Source organism: Nonomuraea sp. NPDC049378 (assembly GCF_055586745.1).
This window is the reverse complement of sequence record NZ_JBVJHP010000036.1, coordinates 25,569-39,576: the sequence shown is the minus strand read 5'-3', so window position 1 is coordinate 39,576 and position 14,008 is coordinate 25,569. Positions and strand designations below refer to the sequence as shown.

Annotated in this window: 14 protein-coding genes; 7 read left to right on the top strand and 7 right to left on the bottom strand. The window is 71.6% G+C overall.

What is annotated here, in order from left to right; all coding sequences use genetic code 11:
• Window positions 1-6 precede the first annotated feature (6 nt).
• From ACZ6SA_RS46160 to ACZ6SA_RS46140, 5 genes are read right to left on the bottom strand one after another with little or no spacing between them, the layout of a single operon-like run.
• Window positions 7-1,191 (bottom strand): CehA/McbA family metallohydrolase, encoded by a 1,185-nt coding sequence (locus ACZ6SA_RS46160; RefSeq protein ID WP_465835587.1) that lies wholly within the window; start codon window positions 1,189-1,191, stop codon window positions 7-9.
• Entirely contained in the window at window positions 1,188-2,252 is a 1,065-nt protein-coding gene (locus ACZ6SA_RS46155) for an ABC transporter ATP-binding protein (protein WP_347649918.1), read from the bottom strand. The genes ACZ6SA_RS46160 and ACZ6SA_RS46155 overlap by 4 nt, the downstream gene beginning before the upstream one ends.
• Window positions 2,252-3,070, bottom strand: coding sequence for a carbohydrate ABC transporter permease (locus ACZ6SA_RS46150; RefSeq protein ID WP_347649919.1), 819 nt, complete (start codon window positions 3,068-3,070; stop codon window positions 2,252-2,254). The genes ACZ6SA_RS46155 and ACZ6SA_RS46150 overlap by 1 nt, the downstream gene beginning before the upstream one ends.
• Window positions 3,067-3,999, bottom strand: coding sequence for a carbohydrate ABC transporter permease (locus tag ACZ6SA_RS46145; RefSeq protein ID WP_347649920.1), 933 nt, complete (start codon window positions 3,997-3,999; stop codon window positions 3,067-3,069). The genes ACZ6SA_RS46150 and ACZ6SA_RS46145 overlap by 4 nt, the downstream gene beginning before the upstream one ends.
• Window positions 3,974-5,365 carry an extracellular solute-binding protein gene (locus ACZ6SA_RS46140; RefSeq protein WP_347649921.1) on the bottom strand — a complete coding sequence of 464 codons (1,392 nt, stop codon included), beginning with the start codon at window positions 5,363-5,365 and terminating at the stop codon, window positions 3,974-3,976. The genes ACZ6SA_RS46145 and ACZ6SA_RS46140 overlap by 26 nt, the downstream gene beginning before the upstream one ends.
• Before the next feature lie 243 nt (window positions 5,366-5,608).
• Here ACZ6SA_RS46140 and iolC point away from each other — a divergent pair, with 243 nt between their 5' ends.
• The 5 genes from iolC (at window position 5,609) to ACZ6SA_RS46115 (ending at window position 11,353) form a co-directional block, all read left to right on the top strand.
• Window positions 5,609-6,604 carry a 5-dehydro-2-deoxygluconokinase gene (gene iolC / locus ACZ6SA_RS46135; protein ID WP_465835583.1) on the top strand — a complete coding sequence of 332 codons (996 nt, stop codon included), beginning with the start codon at window positions 5,609-5,611 and terminating at the stop codon, window positions 6,602-6,604.
• A complete protein-coding gene (locus ACZ6SA_RS46130; RefSeq protein ID WP_465835581.1) occupies window positions 6,601-7,506 on the top strand; it encodes a Cgl0159 family (beta/alpha)8-fold protein in 906 nt (301 codons plus the stop codon). Before iolC ends, ACZ6SA_RS46130 begins: the two co-directional genes overlap by 4 nt.
• Window positions 7,503-8,384: a 5-deoxy-glucuronate isomerase gene (gene iolB, locus ACZ6SA_RS46125; RefSeq protein ID WP_347649922.1), complete on the top strand. Its 882-nt coding sequence runs from the start codon at window positions 7,503-7,505 to the stop codon at window positions 8,382-8,384. Before ACZ6SA_RS46130 ends, iolB begins: the two co-directional genes overlap by 4 nt.
• 39 nt (window positions 8,385-8,423) lie before the next feature.
• Window positions 8,424-10,274, top strand: coding sequence for a 3D-(3,5/4)-trihydroxycyclohexane-1,2-dione acylhydrolase (decyclizing) (gene iolD, locus ACZ6SA_RS46120; protein WP_347649923.1), 1,851 nt, complete (start codon window positions 8,424-8,426; stop codon window positions 10,272-10,274).
• Between the two features lie 62 nt (window positions 10,275-10,336).
• A complete protein-coding gene (locus tag ACZ6SA_RS46115; RefSeq protein WP_347649924.1) occupies window positions 10,337-11,353 on the top strand; it encodes an AI-2E family transporter in 1,017 nt (338 codons plus the stop codon).
• Here the strand turns inward: ACZ6SA_RS46115 and ACZ6SA_RS46110 are convergent.
• Window positions 11,319-11,801 (bottom strand): GNAT family N-acetyltransferase, encoded by a 483-nt coding sequence (locus ACZ6SA_RS46110; RefSeq protein WP_465835578.1) that lies wholly within the window; start codon window positions 11,799-11,801, stop codon window positions 11,319-11,321. The genes ACZ6SA_RS46115 and ACZ6SA_RS46110 overlap by 35 nt on opposite strands.
• Window positions 11,802-11,842: 41 nt before the next feature.
• Window positions 11,843-12,391 (bottom strand): DivIVA domain-containing protein, encoded by a 549-nt coding sequence (locus ACZ6SA_RS46105; protein ID WP_347649926.1) that lies wholly within the window; start codon window positions 12,389-12,391, stop codon window positions 11,843-11,845.
• A 112-nt stretch (window positions 12,392-12,503) separates the two neighbouring features.
• Between ACZ6SA_RS46105 and ACZ6SA_RS46100 the strand changes: the two genes are divergently transcribed.
• Together ACZ6SA_RS46100 and ACZ6SA_RS46095 are read left to right on the top strand one after the other, a co-directional pair.
• The gene (locus tag ACZ6SA_RS46100) at window positions 12,504-13,325 is read left to right on the top strand and encodes an ABC transporter ATP-binding protein (protein WP_465835575.1); all 822 of its coding nucleotides are present in this window, start codon (window positions 12,504-12,506) and stop codon (window positions 13,323-13,325) included.
• The gene (locus ACZ6SA_RS46095; protein ID WP_465835573.1) at window positions 13,322-13,993 is read left to right on the top strand and encodes a hypothetical protein; all 672 of its coding nucleotides are present in this window, start codon (window positions 13,322-13,324) and stop codon (window positions 13,991-13,993) included. The genes ACZ6SA_RS46100 and ACZ6SA_RS46095 overlap by 4 nt, the downstream gene beginning before the upstream one ends.
• Window positions 13,994-14,008 lie beyond the last annotated feature (15 nt).

The following is a 14,008-nucleotide window of genomic DNA, read 5'->3' as shown; positions in this document are numbered from 1 at the left end:
GCACGTTCACTCGCATAGCGCCATCACCTCGTTCTCGTACGTTTCCAGCCGGTGGCGGCCGCCGGACGCGGGCAGGAGCGTACGGTCCCCGCGGACGACCCGCCGCCGCCCGTCGGGGGCCACCAGCACCAGGCCGTCGGCGTCCAGCGCGAGCAACTCGTCGCCCAGCCTGAGCAGCAGCGGCCCGTCGGGACCGGCGGAGACGGCGGTGCGCCCCGCACGCACGCCGTCGAGCACCGTGGTCGTGTCCTCGGCCAGCACCCACGTCGTCGGGGCGCCGGGCAGGCCGTCGGAACCGTGGCGGTGGAAGTCGCTGCCGCCGATCACGGTCAGGTCGTGGCGCCAGGCGTCGGCCCACGCCAGCGGCGCGCCCCAGCGGCGGTCCCACCAGCCGGAGTGCCACACTTCTGCGATGGCGGGCCGGCGCTCGATCGGCAGCAGCCAGGCGCAGTCGCCGCCGAGCGGATGGTTGACGGACATCAGCCCGCCCGCGCGCTCGGCGTGCTCGGCCCAGGAGTCCGCCGGCCGCCGGAAGTCCACCCAGCCGACGTCGCCGAACACGTTCGCGTGGCCCCGGTCCGTGGTGACCTCCTGGCCGGGAATGAGCGTGATCTCGCGGTCGATCTTGGCCAGCCAGGGGTGGTGGCTGACGGTGTTGTGGTCGGTGACGGCCAGGAAGTCGAGCCCTCTGCCGTGGGCGAGCTCGGCCAGCTCATGGATGCTGAGCCCGCCGTCGCTGTGCAGGGTGTGGGCGTGGAAGTCGCCCGCGAACCACCGCAGCCCGCCGGTGTCGGGGATGTCGCGCCGCGCCGGGCGCTCGCCGTGCGGCGGCTCCGCCACGACCGGCTCCGGTGGCGCGACGGTCGTGGTGGTGATCTCCAGCGTGTAGTCGAGGCCCTGCGGCGGGATGCGGTGCAGCCGCAGCCACACGTGCCACGTGCCCGGCTCGGGCTCGCCCGGCAGGTAGCCGGGGGTCGCCCAGTCCTCGCCGATCGTGTACGTGTCACGCGCGCCACCCGACCAGCCGCGGAACCCGGCGGGCGAGGCGCACCCGAGGTCGATGACGCCCTGCGACCTGTCGTACGCCAGCCGCACGGTCACGGCGGCCGCGCCCGCGCCCACCTCGAAGGGCACCTCGCGCAGGATCTGCTCCAGCCTGTCGTCCAGGCTCCAGCGGCCTTCGATGATCACACCAGCTCACCGTCCCGGTAGACGAGGGCCCGGTCGCGGCGGGGCAGCGCGTGGCCGTCGTCGCCGACGGCGGGCTCGCTGCCCTCGGGCACGACGGCCTGCACCAGGACGTCGTTGACGTCCAGGGTCACCAGGTGGGACGCGCCCAGGTTCTCCACGATGACCACCTTCCCGCTCAGCGCGCCCTCGGCGGGCCCGGCCGAGTAGGTCATGTACTCCGGCCGCACGCCGTAGACGATCTTCTCCCCGTCGGTCAGCCGCCCCTCGGCGGCGGCCGGGACCGCCACCTTGCAGCCCGCGACCTCCAGCGTGTCACCTCGTACGGCGCCATCCAGCAGGTTCATCGGCGTCGAGCCGATGAACCCCGCCACGAACGTGTTGGCCGGCCGCTGGAACACCTCGGCCGGAGTGCCGATCTGCCGGATGTGCCCGTTCTCCATGACGGCCATCCGGTCGGCCATGGCCAGCGCCTCGGCCTGGTCGTGGGTGACGAAGACGGTGGTGACGCCCAGCTCGCGCTGGAGCTTCTTGAGGAACGTCCGGGCTTCGAGCCGCAGGCGGGCGTCGAGGTTGGACAGCGGCTCGTCGAACAGGAACGCCTGCGCCTGCGTGGCCATCACCCTGGCCAGCGCGACCCGCTGCTGCTGGCCGCCCGACAGCTGCCCGGGGCGGCGGTCCATGAGGTGGTCGAGGCCGAGCCGCGCGCCGACCTCCTCCGCCTTCTGGCGGCGCGCGCCCTTGGCGACCTTCTTGATCCGCAGCGGGTAGGCGATGTTGTCCGTGACGTCCATGTGCGGGAACAGCGCGTAGTCCTGGAAGACCATCGCGACGTCGCGGCCGCCCGGCTGAACCCCGGTCACGTCGCGGTCGCCGATGACCACGGCGCCGCCGGTGGCCGTCTCCAGCCCGGCGATCGTGCGCAGCAGGGTCGTCTTGCCACAACCGGAGGGGCCGAGCAGGGCGAAGAACTCGCCGTCGGGGATGCCGAGGTCGAGCGAGTCGAGCGCTTTCACCCCGCCGGGATAGACCTTGGTCAGCCCGCGTAGTTCGATGGCGGCCATTAACGCTTGATCCCTCCGTGGAAGCGGAAGCCGTACTTCTTGCTGACGAACAGGTACATGAGCACCACGGGAATCGAGTAGAGCAGGCCGAACGTGGACAACATGCTGAGGTTGGCCTGGCCGCCCTCGGTGTACAGCGTGTACGTGATCACCGCGGCCGGCTGCTTCTCGACGTCGCTCAGCAGCAGGTACGGCATGAGGAAGTTTCCCCACACGTTGGCCAGGGCCCACACCCCGATCGTGGCCAGCCCGGGCCGCACCAGCGGGACGACGACGTGCCGGACGATCTGCAGCGGCGAGGCCCCGAAGACCCGCGCCGACTCCTCGTAGGACTTCGGCGTGGAGTCCATGAAGTCCTTCAGCATGAAGATCGCCGCGGGCAGCAGCCCGCCGGTCAGGATGAGGATCAGCCCGAACTGCGAGTCGATCAGGTTCAGCTCGACCGCGAGCTGGAACAGCGGCACCATGGCCGCCGTGCCCGTGATGATCGACGACAGCAGCAGCAGCGCGTAGAGCAGGGCGTCCCGGCCGGGCAGGCGCACCCGGCTCAGCGCGTACGCGGCCAGCGCCGCGAACAGCACGACCAGCACGGCGGTGCCGACCGACAACACGAGCGAGTTGTAGAGCGACGGCAGCGCGTACGGGTGCTCCACGACCGCCTGGAAGTTGTCCCAGGTGAAGTCGGGCACCTTGACCTCGTATGAGGGGTCGGAGGTGAACGGCGCGGTCACCAGCCACAACAGCGGGATCGTGAAGAAGGCCAGCAGCACCGCGATGAGCGTGCAGAAGCCGATCCGGCCCAGGACGAAGCGCGTCATTTCTTGCTCCGGAGCAGCCGCAGGTAGAAGACCGCGACGACCAGGTTGATCAGCAGGATGATCGTGGACACGGCGGCGCCGTAGCCCAGCTCGCCGCTCTGCAGCGCGACCTTGTACACGTGCACCGCCAGCACCTCGGACCTGCCGTCGGGGCCGCCCGCGGTGATGAGGAACGGGGAGAAGTCGTTGAACGTCCACAGGCTGATGAGCAGCAGGTTGGTCAGGATGTGGCCCCGGATGTGCGGGAAGACGACGTCCCTGAGCTGCTGCCAGCCGGTGGCTCCGGCCAGGCGGGCGCTCTCCAGGTGGGAGGGCGGCACGTTGCCGAGCGCGGCGCCGTACAACATCATCGAGAACGCGGTGCCGCGCCAGGTGTTGAAGACGATGATCGACAACATCGGGTGGTCGAGCAGCCACGCGAAGCCGGGGATGCCGAGCAGCGCGTTGAGCGTGCCGCCGTCGCGGTCGAGCAGCGCCACCCACAGGAACGACACGATGGCGCTCGGCAGGATCCAGGCCAGGATGACCAGGCCCTCGACCAGCCGCTTGAGCGGTCCGACGCGGTCGCGCAGCAGCCAGGCGATCGTGAAGCCGAGCACGACCTGGCCGATGACGGCCGAGCCGAGCACGAACTGCACGGTCAGCCAGGTCGAGTTCCAGAACGTGGGGTTGGAGACCGCGTCGAGGAGGTTGTCGAGCCCGACGAACTCCGGCTCGGCCGCGGCGGCGCCGGTCAGGCGGTAGTTGGTGAGCCCCAGGTAGAGCACCCAGAGCGCGGGGAACACGAGGAAGGCGGCGATGAGCAGCAGGGCGGGGGCGACGAACGCCCCTGCCCGCAGGCTGCCCAGGCCCGCCGCGTCAGAGCTGTAGCCGCGGCGGGTCCGCTCGTCTTCCTCGACGGCCTCAGGAGGCGATGTTGCCTGCGCCACCGACGATTCCTTCAAGCTTCTTCTGGTAGTCGGCCGCCGCCTGGTCGGGCGGCGTGCCGCCGGCGACGGCCGCGGTCGCCTCCTGCAGCGCCACCGACACCTGCGGATAGACGGCGACGGGCGGCCGGTAGGCGGTCACGGGCAGCACCTTCTCCGAGATGAAGGTGAGCAGCGGCTCGCCGGCGAGGATCTCCTTGTTGACGTCGGTACGCGGGGTGACGCGTACGTTGCCGTCCTTGGTCTCCTCCTTCAGCGCCTCGGGCGAGAGGGTGAAGGTCAGCAGCTCGAAGGCCTCCTTCGGGTGCTCGCTGTTGGGGTTGACCGTGCGCAGGGCGCCGCCTGACATGCTGACGAAGTCCTGGCCGCGCAGGCCCTTGCCGGGCTCCATCGCGGGGATCATGGCGTAGCCGACGACCTGGTCGCGGTCGGCCATCTTCGCCACGCCGTCCTTGGGGTTGACGACGCCGCGCCAGAAGTAGTCGCCCTCCATCAGGATGCCGACCTCGCCCTCGGCGAACTGCTGGAACGACTTGTCGCGGCCCTTGGCCTCCTGCTGGAGCTTGGGGTCACCGAGGCCGCCGCCGTAGATCTTCTGGTAGAGGCCGAGCGCGTCCTTCAGCGCCTGGGAGGCGCCCGTCCACTTGCCGTCCTGCTGCACCTCGCCGCCCGCACCGGCGAGCAGCGGCAGCACGCCCTGCATCGAGGTGGCCTCGCCCATGGCGGTGCCGGCGTTGATCTGGATCGGCACGGGCACGCCGGCGGACTTCAGCTTCGTGCCCGCGTCGATGATCTCCTGCCAGCTCTTCGGCTGCCAGTCGGCGGGGAGCCCGGCCTTCTGGAAGAGCGTCTTGTTGAAGTAGAGCACCCGGCCGTCGGTGCCGACCGGCAGGGCGTACTTCTTGCCGTTGAACTCGGCCATGCCCTGGACGGCCTCGGGGATCTGCGACCAGCCGTCCCAGCTGTCGGCCTCCGGCCCGACCAGCTCCGGCAGCGGTTTGATGTAGCCCGCCTCGGCGAACTCGCCGGCCCAGATGCCGTCGATGTCCATGACGTCCGCGCCCTTGCCTGACTTGAGGTCGAGGGAGAGCTTGGTCTTGTACTGTTCGTCGTCGACTCCGCTGGGGACGAACTTGACCGTGACGTCCTTTCCCTTCGCCTTCTGGGCGGCCTCGAACTTGGGGATCACCCAGTCCTCGATGAAGGTCGCTCCGGCGGCGTTCTTGCCGCCCTTGATGGCGTTCTGGGTGATCGTCAGCTCGATGGCCTCACCCTCGCCTCCGCCGGACGACTGGCCGCACGCGGCGAGCCCCAGCCCGGCCGCGGCGAGGACCGCGACCACTCCCAGCGACCGTTTCCGCTCTGCCATGCAAACCCTCCGACATGTCCTTAGGGGGAGGAAGCCATGGGCCAATATGTCATGACATGCATATGACGTAAAGGCCCGCCCAATTCGCCGGGCCACGCTTCCGGAGGCGCCCGTACGCTGTGCGTTTGCCCGAAGGAGAGGGTCAGCCGCGAGGATGGGCACATCAGGCAACATAGCGGACATCCGAATGTCATGACAATATGCCATAGTGTCGAGAGAAGCCTCACCCTGGAGGTGCGTCAGGTGCAGACCCCGCTCCCCGCGACAGGCCGCCCGCCCGGGCCCGCCGTGCACGACCTGATCACGATCGGCCGCTGCGGCGTCGACGTCTACCCGCTGCAGACCGGCGTCGGGCTGGCCGACGTCGAGACCTTCGGCAAGTTCCTCGGCGGCAGCCCGACGAACGTCGCCGTGGCCGCGGCGCGCCACGGGCTGCGCTCAGCCGTGATCACCGCCGTGGGAGCCGATCCCTTCGGGGACTTCGTCCGGCGGGCGATCCGCGACTTCGGCGTCGACGACGCCTACGTGAGCACCATCGAAGGCCCGCCCACACCCGTCACGTTCTGCGAGATCTTCCCTCCCGACCACTTCCCGATCTACTTCTACCGCGGCGAGCATCCGCCCGACCTGCGCATCTCCCCCGACCTCCTCGACCTCGACGCCATCGCGGCCACCAGCCTGTTCTGGTTCTCGCTGACCGGCCTGAGCAAGGAGCCCAGCGCCGCGGCCCACGCCGCCGCCCTGTCGGCGCGCACCACCGGCTGGACGGTGTTCGACCTCGACTACCGGCCCAGCCTGTGGCCGTCGCGGGAGGCGGCGCACAAGGCGGCGAGCCGGGCGCTGCCGCACACGAACGTCGCGGTCGGCAACCTCGACGAGGTGGAGACCGCGGTCGGCGTGCGCGACCCGGAGGCCGCGGCGCAGGCACTGCTGGACGCCGGGGTGAAGGTCGCCATCGTGAAGATGGGCCCTGAAGGGGTTTTCGCCCGCACCGCCGAGGAGAGCGTCTTGGTGGAGCCCGTGGAGGTGAAGGTGGTCAACGGCATCGGAGCCGGCGACGCGTTCGGCGGCGCCCTCTGCCTCGGCCTGCTGCGCGGCTGGCCGCTGGAGCACACGATCCGCTTCGCCAACGCCGCAGGCGCCTTCGTGGCCGCCCGCCTGGCCTGCGCCGACGCCATGCCGGCGACGGCGGACGTGGAGGACCTGCTGAACGGCACCGAGAACGGGGATCGCTCTTGAGCGACATCACGCTGCCCAGGGCCGCCGGATACGCGCGGCTCACCCACATCCGCGCCACCAAGCCGGAGGAGATCGCCGAGGCGGCGGCCCGGCGGCAGCGACGCGGCATGCCCCGCGAGGGCGAGCGGCTGCTCATCATCGCCGCCGACCACCCCGCCAGGGGGGCGCTGGCCGTACGCGACCGCCCGCTGGCCATGGCCAGCCGCGCCGACCTGCTCGGCCGCCTCCAGACCGCGCTGGCCAGGCCGGGTGTCGACGGCATCCTGGCCGCCCCCGACGTGCTGGAGGACCTGCTCCTGCTGGGGGCGCTGGAGGGCAAGCTGGCCTTCGGCTCCATGAACAGGGGCGGCCTGCAGGGCTCGGTGTTCGAGCTGGACGACCGCTTCACCGGCTTCGACGCCGCGTCGATCGACACGATGCGCCTCGACGGCGGCAAGATGCTCTGCCGCATCGACCCAGGCGACCACGCGACCGTGACGACGCTGGAGTCGTGCTCCCGCGCGGTCAGCGACCTGGCCCGCAGGCGCCTGGTCGCCATGGTGGAGCCGTTCTGGTCGCTGCGCGCGGAGACGGGCGCGGTCCGCAACGACCTGTCGCCCGACGCCGTGATCCGCGCGATCAGCGTCGCCCAGGCGCTCGGCGTGACCTCGGCCTACACCTGGCTCAAGATCCCCGCGGTGGCGGAGATGGAGCGGGTGATGGCGGCCACCACGCTGCCCGCCCTGCTGCTCGGCGGCGACCCACCGGACATCGACGCCGCCTACGCCGACTGGGACCGCGCGCTCGGCCTGCCGGGCGTCCGGGGACTCGTCGTCGGGCGCGCTCTGCTCTACCCTCCGGACGACGACGTAGCAACAGCCGTGGACGGCGCCGCCGCCCTGGTTCGAGAGGCCCGCGCATGACATACCTTCCGTACGGCAAGTCCGCCAACGGCCCCTGGGCGGTGGAGATAACCCCGTCCCTGGCCGGATGGACCTATTCGGGCCTGCGCGTCGCGAACCTGGCCGACGCCACGGTCTCGTTCGACACGGGCGAGGAGGAGATGCTCGTGCTCCCCCTGTCGGGCTCGTGCACGGTCGCCCTCACCCCATCCGCCTCCCCGCCGCCCGGCACGCACGGGCCCGATGCGGTGACGTACGAGCTGGCCGGGCGCTCCTCCGTGTTCGACGGACCGTCCGACTTCGTCTACCTTCCGATCGGCGCCCACGTGACGCTCAGGGGTGACGGGCGCATCGCGCTGCCCTCGGCCCGCGCCACCCGCGCGCTGGAGCCCCGCCACGTGCCCGCCGCCGACGTCTCCGTGGAGATCAGGGGCGCGGGCCAGGCCAGCCGCCAGGTGAACAACTTCTGCTCCCCCGACGCCTTCGACTGCGACAAGCTCGTGGCGGTCGAAGTGCTCACCCCCGGCGGGAACTGGTCGTCCTACCCGCCGCACAAGCACGACACCCCCAACCCGGGCGAGGCCGTGCTGGAGGAGATCTACTACTTCGAGGTCGCCGGCCGGGGTCTGGGCTACCAGCGCGTCTACTCCTCAGAACGCGGCCAGATCGACACCCTGGCCGAGGTCTCGTCCGGCGACGTCGTGCTGGTCCCGTACGGCTACCACGGGCCCTCCATGGCCGCGCCCGGCTACGACCTCTACTATCTGAACGTCCTGGCAGGCCCGGCGGAGCAGCGCTCGATGGCGTTCTGCGACGACCCCGGCCACGCCTGGATCCGCGCGTCGTGGGACTCCCAGCCCATCGACCCGAGACTCCCGTTCGGGAGGGCACATGACTGAGCTTGTCGAGGTCTCCTTGAGACCGGCGGAGGAGGTCCCATGACGACCCGGCTGACCGTGGCGCAGGCCGTGGTGCGGTTCCTGGCGCAGCAGTGGAGCGAGCGCGACGGCGTGGAGCGGCGGTTCTTCGGCGGCTGCGCCGGCATCTTCGGCCACGGCAACGTCGCCGGCCTCGGCCAGGCGCTGGCCACCTCCGCCGGCGACCTGCCCTACCACCTGACCCGCAACGAGCAGGCGATGGTGCACACCGCCGCCGCCTACGCCCGCGCCGGCAACCGGCTGACGACCCTGGCCTGCACCACCTCCATCGGCCCCGGCGCGACCAACATGGTCACCGGCGCGGCCGGCGCGACGATCAACCGGCTGCCCGTGCTGCTGCTGCCCGGCGACATCTTCTCCACCCGCGTGGCGAGCCCCGTGCTGCAGGAGCTGGAGGACACCCGCTCCTACGACATCTCGGTCAACGACTGCTTCAAGCCGGTCTCCCGCTTCTGGGACCGGATCAACCGCCCCGAGCAGCTCCCGTCCGCGCTGCTGGCCGCCATGCGGGTGCTCACCGACCCCGCCGAGACCGGCGCGGTGACGCTGGCGTTGCCGCAGGACGTTCAGGCGGAGGCGTTCGACTGGCCGGACGAGCTGTTCGCCCGCCGCGTGTGGCACATTCCCCGGCCGCGCCCTGAGCGCGCCGCCCTGGCCAGGGCCGCCGAGCTGATCACCTCGGCCGAGCGCCCGCTGATCGTCGCGGGCGGCGGCGCGATCTACAGCGAGGCCACGGACGAGCTGCGCGCCTTCGCCGAAGCGCACGGCATCCCGGTCGCCGAGACCCAGGCGGGCAAGGGCGCGCTCCCCCACGGCCATCCCCTCGCGATGGGCGCCGTCGGCGCCACGGGCACCACGGCCGCCAACGCGCTGGCCCGCGAGGCCGACGTGATCATCGGCGTGGGCACCCGCTACAGCGACTTCACCACCGCCTCCCGGACGATCTTCGCCCCCGGCGCGCGGTTCGTGAACGTCAACATCACCGGCTTCGACGCCGCCAAGCTGTCCGGCCTGCAACTGGTCGCCGACGCCCGCGAGGGGCTGGCCGACCTGGGCCAGGCGTGCGCGGGATGGAGCACACCACCCGCCTACCGCGCCCGGGCCGCCGAGCTCACCCGTGCCTGGGACGCCGCCGTCGACGAGGCGTACGCGCTGGAGGGCTCGCCGCTGCCGCAGTCGGCGGTCATCGGCGCGGTCAACGCCGCGGCCGGCGACGACGGCGTGGTCGTGTGCGCGGCCGGATCCATGCCCGGCGACCTGCACAAACTCTGGCGGCCCAGCGGCCCGGGCAGCTACCACGTCGAGTACGGCTACTCCTGCATGGGCTACGAGATCGCGGGCGGCCTGGGCGTCAAGATGGCGGCGCCGGAGCGCGAGGTGTTCGTGCTGGTGGGCGACGGCTCCTACCTCATGATGGCCCAGGAGCTCGTCACGGCCGTCTCCGAGGGCATCAAGCTGATCGTCGTCCTGGTCGACAACTCCGGTTTCGCCTCCATCGGCCGCCTGTCCGAGAGCGTCGGCGCCGAGCGGCTCGGCACCTCCTACGCCCGTCGCGACGGCGACCCGCTCCCCGTCGACCTGGCCGCCAACGCGGCCAGCCTCGGCGCCTCGGTGCTGCGCCCCGAATCGGTCGCCGACCTGCGCAAGGCGCTCGACGCGGCCCGGTCGGCGACGGAGACCACCGTGATCCACGTACGCACCGACCGGCTGGCGGACGACGCACCATCGTCGGAAGCCTGGTGGGACGTGCCCGTGGCGCAGGTGGCGACGACGAGCGCCACCTACGCAGCGCGCGAGGCGTACGAGTCCGGCAAGCGCTCCCAGCGCCCGCACCTCGCCCCGCCGGCCTGACCTGGGTTGCCCCCGATCTTCCGAGGGAAGGCCTCTGACCAGGCACGATCGGGGGGTGGGGCATGGGACCGTGGCGGTTGCTCGGGTGGCTCGCGGTCACGGCGGTGGCCCTGTTCTGCCTGTACCACGTGCGTACGGTGGCCATCTCCATCGTCATCGGCGTGTTCCTGACCGCGTTGCTGCTGCCGCCGGCCCGCTGGCTCAGGTCACGAGGGCTCAACAGGGCGGCGGCCACCGCGGTCACGTTCGTCGGCGGGCTGGTGCTGGCGGGTGCGCTGATCGCGCTGCTGGTGCCGCCCACCGTCGCCAGCGTGTCGGAGCTGCGCACCAGCGTCGACCAGGTGCTGCGCGACGTGCACCGCCTGGTCGCCGCCGTCGGGCTCGACGACCAGCGGCTCCTCACCCAGGCCAGGGACTACCTGTCGGGACAGGGCGGGCAGATCACCACGGGGGCGCTGGCCGGGGTCAGGACGGTCGGCGAGGTCGTCGTCGGAACCGTGCTGGCCGCCATCCTGTCGGTCTACTTCGTGCACGGCGGCGACCGGCTCTTCCGCTGGCTCGTGGACCTCGCACCCGCCTCCGCCAGGACCCGCCTGACCAGGACCGGCGACCTGATCTTCGCCGTGATCGGCCGCTACATCCGCGGGGTGGCGATCGTGGGCGCGTTCGACGGGTTCTTCATCGGGCTCGCGCTGTGGATCCTCGGGGTGCCGCTCGCGCTGCCGCTGGCGGTGCTGACGTTCGTGGGGGCGTTCCTCCCGGTGGTGGGGGCGTTCATGGCGGGGCTGCTGGCCGCGGTGGTGGCGCTCGTGGCCAAGGGCTGGCTGGTGGCGCTGATCGTGGTCGCGGTGACCGTGGCCGTGCAACAGTTGGAGGGGCACGTGCTCGCGCCGCAGATCTACGGCAAGGCCCTCGACCTGCCCGGCGCGGTCATCCTGGTCGCCATCACGGTGGGCAGCGTGATCGCGGGCATCACCGGCGCGTTCCTGGCCGCTCCCGTGACCTCCGTGATCGTCGCCCTGGTGCAGAGCAGGAGGAAGGCGGTCAGAGAGCCAGCTCCAGCTCCAGGTAGTGCCTGATCGGGATGCCGTCGGACTCCGCGGGGATGGCGGGTTTGAGCTCGCGCGCCTCGTCCGCCGCGTTACGGTGCAGGGCGACGAGGTCGAAGCCGTAACGCTGGTAGAAACGCAGGGCACGCGTGTTGTCGTTCGTGGTGATCAGCGTGAGCCGCTCCATCCCGCGTGCGGACGCGAGGGCGCGTACGGCGTCGAGCAGGGCCCGGCCGGCCCCCTGCCCGGGCAGCACGGCGTCGACCGTGACGATCTCGACGAACCCGTCACGATCGAGGTAGGTGAGCACGCCCGCCACCTCGCCGCCGCTCTCCGCGACGAAGCCGGGCAGCTCGACCGCGTCCACCAGGTCTCCGCGACCCAGCGCGATCACGGTGGTGCCGCCCCAGCTCTCGCTGAGCACGCGGGCCACTGCCTCGGTGTCGTCAGGGCCGACGGGCCGCACCGATACCGCCATGGACCTCATTATGAGTCATGAGGCACCTGCCTGGAGAGCGCCTAGTTACGCTGGTCGAGGACTTCGGCGATGTCGGCCAGGAAGGAGTCGACGTCCGCGATCAGATAGCCGGACCGGAACATCACGGTGGAGAACGTGGCCTCCCGCACCTCCTTCGCCGTGAGCGGATAGTCGGTGGTGCCGCGCAGAGTGGCCACGATCCGGTCGAGGAAGGCGTCGATCTCGTCCTCGTTGTAGCCGGCGCCCATGCGTCCGGGACGGAAGGCCACCCGCTCGACGCGTGCGGCCTGGGTCTCGAACCATTCCTCCCGCACCATCTCGCCGGTGGGCTCGGCCATGGCCAGGCGTACCGGCCGCTTGGCCTGCGTCTCCAGGGCCACCACGAACGCTTCGAGCGCGAAGTCGACGGCGGTCTCCTGGTAGCCGCCGCGTTTGGTGCGGAACGTCGCACCGCGCACCTCGTCGGCGGTGACGGGCTCCATGGTGTGCGAGCCCCTGCCGAGGGTCGACTCGATCCGCCCGATCAGGGCGTCGACTTCGGCGGGGTCATAGCCTGAACGCATGCCCATGACCCGCGGAAAGCGGTTCAAGCCTTACTCCTCTTGAGATGGCGCCGGGACCTCTATTTTGACATTTCCAGCGTGTTCACTGATGCGGTCTTTTATCACGACGATGCGCCCCCGCCTATACCGTTACAGCACCATGCGTCTCTCCCACGTGTCCTTCCGCTACCGGCGGCGCGATCCGCTGATCATCGAAGACGCCGGCGCCGAGCTCTCCCCCGGCGACGTGATCGAGCTGACCGGGGTGAACGGAGCCGGCAAGTCGACCCTGCTCCGCCTCCTCGCGGGCCTGGCCAGGCCGAGCGCGGGCACGATCACCGGCCGCCCGGCGGTCGTCGGCTTCGCCCCCGACCGTTTCCCCGCGGGCCAGCCTTTCACGGTGACGCACTACCTGCGGCACATGTCACGGATGCGCGGCGGCGCCCGCTGGGAGCCGTGGGCGGAGCGCCTTGCCATGGGCCACCTGCTCGGTCTCCCGCTGGGCGAGCTGTCGAAGGGCAGCGCGCACAAGGTGGGGCTGGTCCAGGCGCTGATGGCCGAGCCGGGGCTGCTGCTCCTCGACGAGCCGTTCGCCGGGCTCGACGCCGGCACGCGCGCGGCGCTGCCCGCGATCGCGGCCGAGGTGGCCGCCGGGGGCGGCATCGTCGTCGCCAGCGACCACCAGGGCGGCCTGCGAGCCCTGCCCGGTGTCCGCCACTGGTCGATGGTCGCCGGCCGGCTGAAGGAAGGCACGCCGGACACCCCCGCGCCGGAAGCCGAGCCCGCCGCAACCGGGGTCGCCACCACCGCGCGGGATTCCCCGCCCGCCGCGGCCGCGCTGCGCTCGCGCCCCCCGGGCGGGCCGTCCGAGCGCCGGCACGCGACCGTGGCCGTGACGCTGCCGGCCGCCGACGTCCAGCGGTTCGTGGCCAGGATGCGCGGCGAGGGTTACCAGGCCCGCGAGATCGAGGAGAGCCGATGATCGCCCTGGCCGCCTTCCGCCTGGCCGCCTACGTCCGGTCCCACCGCGTCTACCAGGCGCTCCTGCCCGCCCTGGCCCTGCTGGCGATCCTCTACGGCAGCCGCGCCCCGAAGGGCGAGGAGACGTCCGTGCTCACCGACGGCGCCGTGCTGATCGTCGCGGTGCTGGCGTGGGCGGCGAGGAGCCTGCTCGACACCGAGCCTGACCGGCAGCGCGAGATGTCGGCCATCCAGGCGGGCGGCCGGGGCAGGGAGGTGGCCGCGGGACTCATCGCGGCCTTCGCGGCATGTGCCGGGCTCGCCGCGATCGCCTTGGCCTGGGCCCTGCTGCTCGGCGTGAGCGCCACCCCGCCGCCCGCCGTGCTGGCCGCCGTGATCGCGCTGTATGCCCTGGCCGCGCTGGCCGGAACGGCGCTGGGTGCGCTCACCAGCCGGGCGATCGTGCGCTCTCCCGCCGTCTCGATCACGGGGCTGCTGCTCGGCTTCCTGGCGACGCTGCTGGTCAGCACCTCGCCCCTCTACTGGCTGACCGTGCCGCTGATCCCCTGGATGCGGGCCGCGAACGCCGGCGACCTGCTCGGCCGCTTCCCCGAGCTGGCCGCCCTCTCCCTGGCCTGGTGCCTGATCGCCCTGGCCGGCTACGCCTGGCGCCGCCTCAGGACGAGCTAGGCACCGCCGGCGTGT

Bases quoted from the DNA above. Each gene is read 5' to 3' on its own strand.
- ACZ6SA_RS46115 (WP_347649924.1), top strand. From the start codon at position 10,337: ATGGGACCGTGGCGGTTGCTCGGGTGGCTCGCGGTCACGGCGGTGGCC.
- ACZ6SA_RS46095 (WP_465835573.1), top strand. From the start codon at position 13,322: ATGATCGCCCTGGCCGCCTTCCGCCTGGCCGCCTACGTCCGGTCCCAC.
- iolB (WP_347649922.1), top strand. From the start codon at position 7,503: ATGACATACCTTCCGTACGGCAAGTCCGCCAACGGCCCCTGGGCGGTG.
- ACZ6SA_RS46155 (WP_347649918.1), bottom strand. From the start codon at position 2,252: ATGGCCGCCATCGAACTACGCGGGCTGACCAAGGTCTATCCCGGCGGG.
- iolD (WP_347649923.1), top strand. From the start codon at position 8,424: ATGACGACCCGGCTGACCGTGGCGCAGGCCGTGGTGCGGTTCCTGGCG.
- ACZ6SA_RS46140 (WP_347649921.1), bottom strand. From the start codon at position 5,365: ATGGCAGAGCGGAAACGGTCGCTGGGAGTGGTCGCGGTCCTCGCCGCG.
- ACZ6SA_RS46150 (WP_347649919.1), bottom strand. From the start codon at position 3,070: ATGACGCGCTTCGTCCTGGGCCGGATCGGCTTCTGCACGCTCATCGCG.
- ACZ6SA_RS46110 (WP_465835578.1), bottom strand. From the start codon at position 11,801: ATGGCGGTATCGGTGCGGCCCGTCGGCCCTGACGACACCGAGGCAGTG.
- ACZ6SA_RS46100 (WP_465835575.1), top strand. From the start codon at position 12,504: ATGCGTCTCTCCCACGTGTCCTTCCGCTACCGGCGGCGCGATCCGCTG.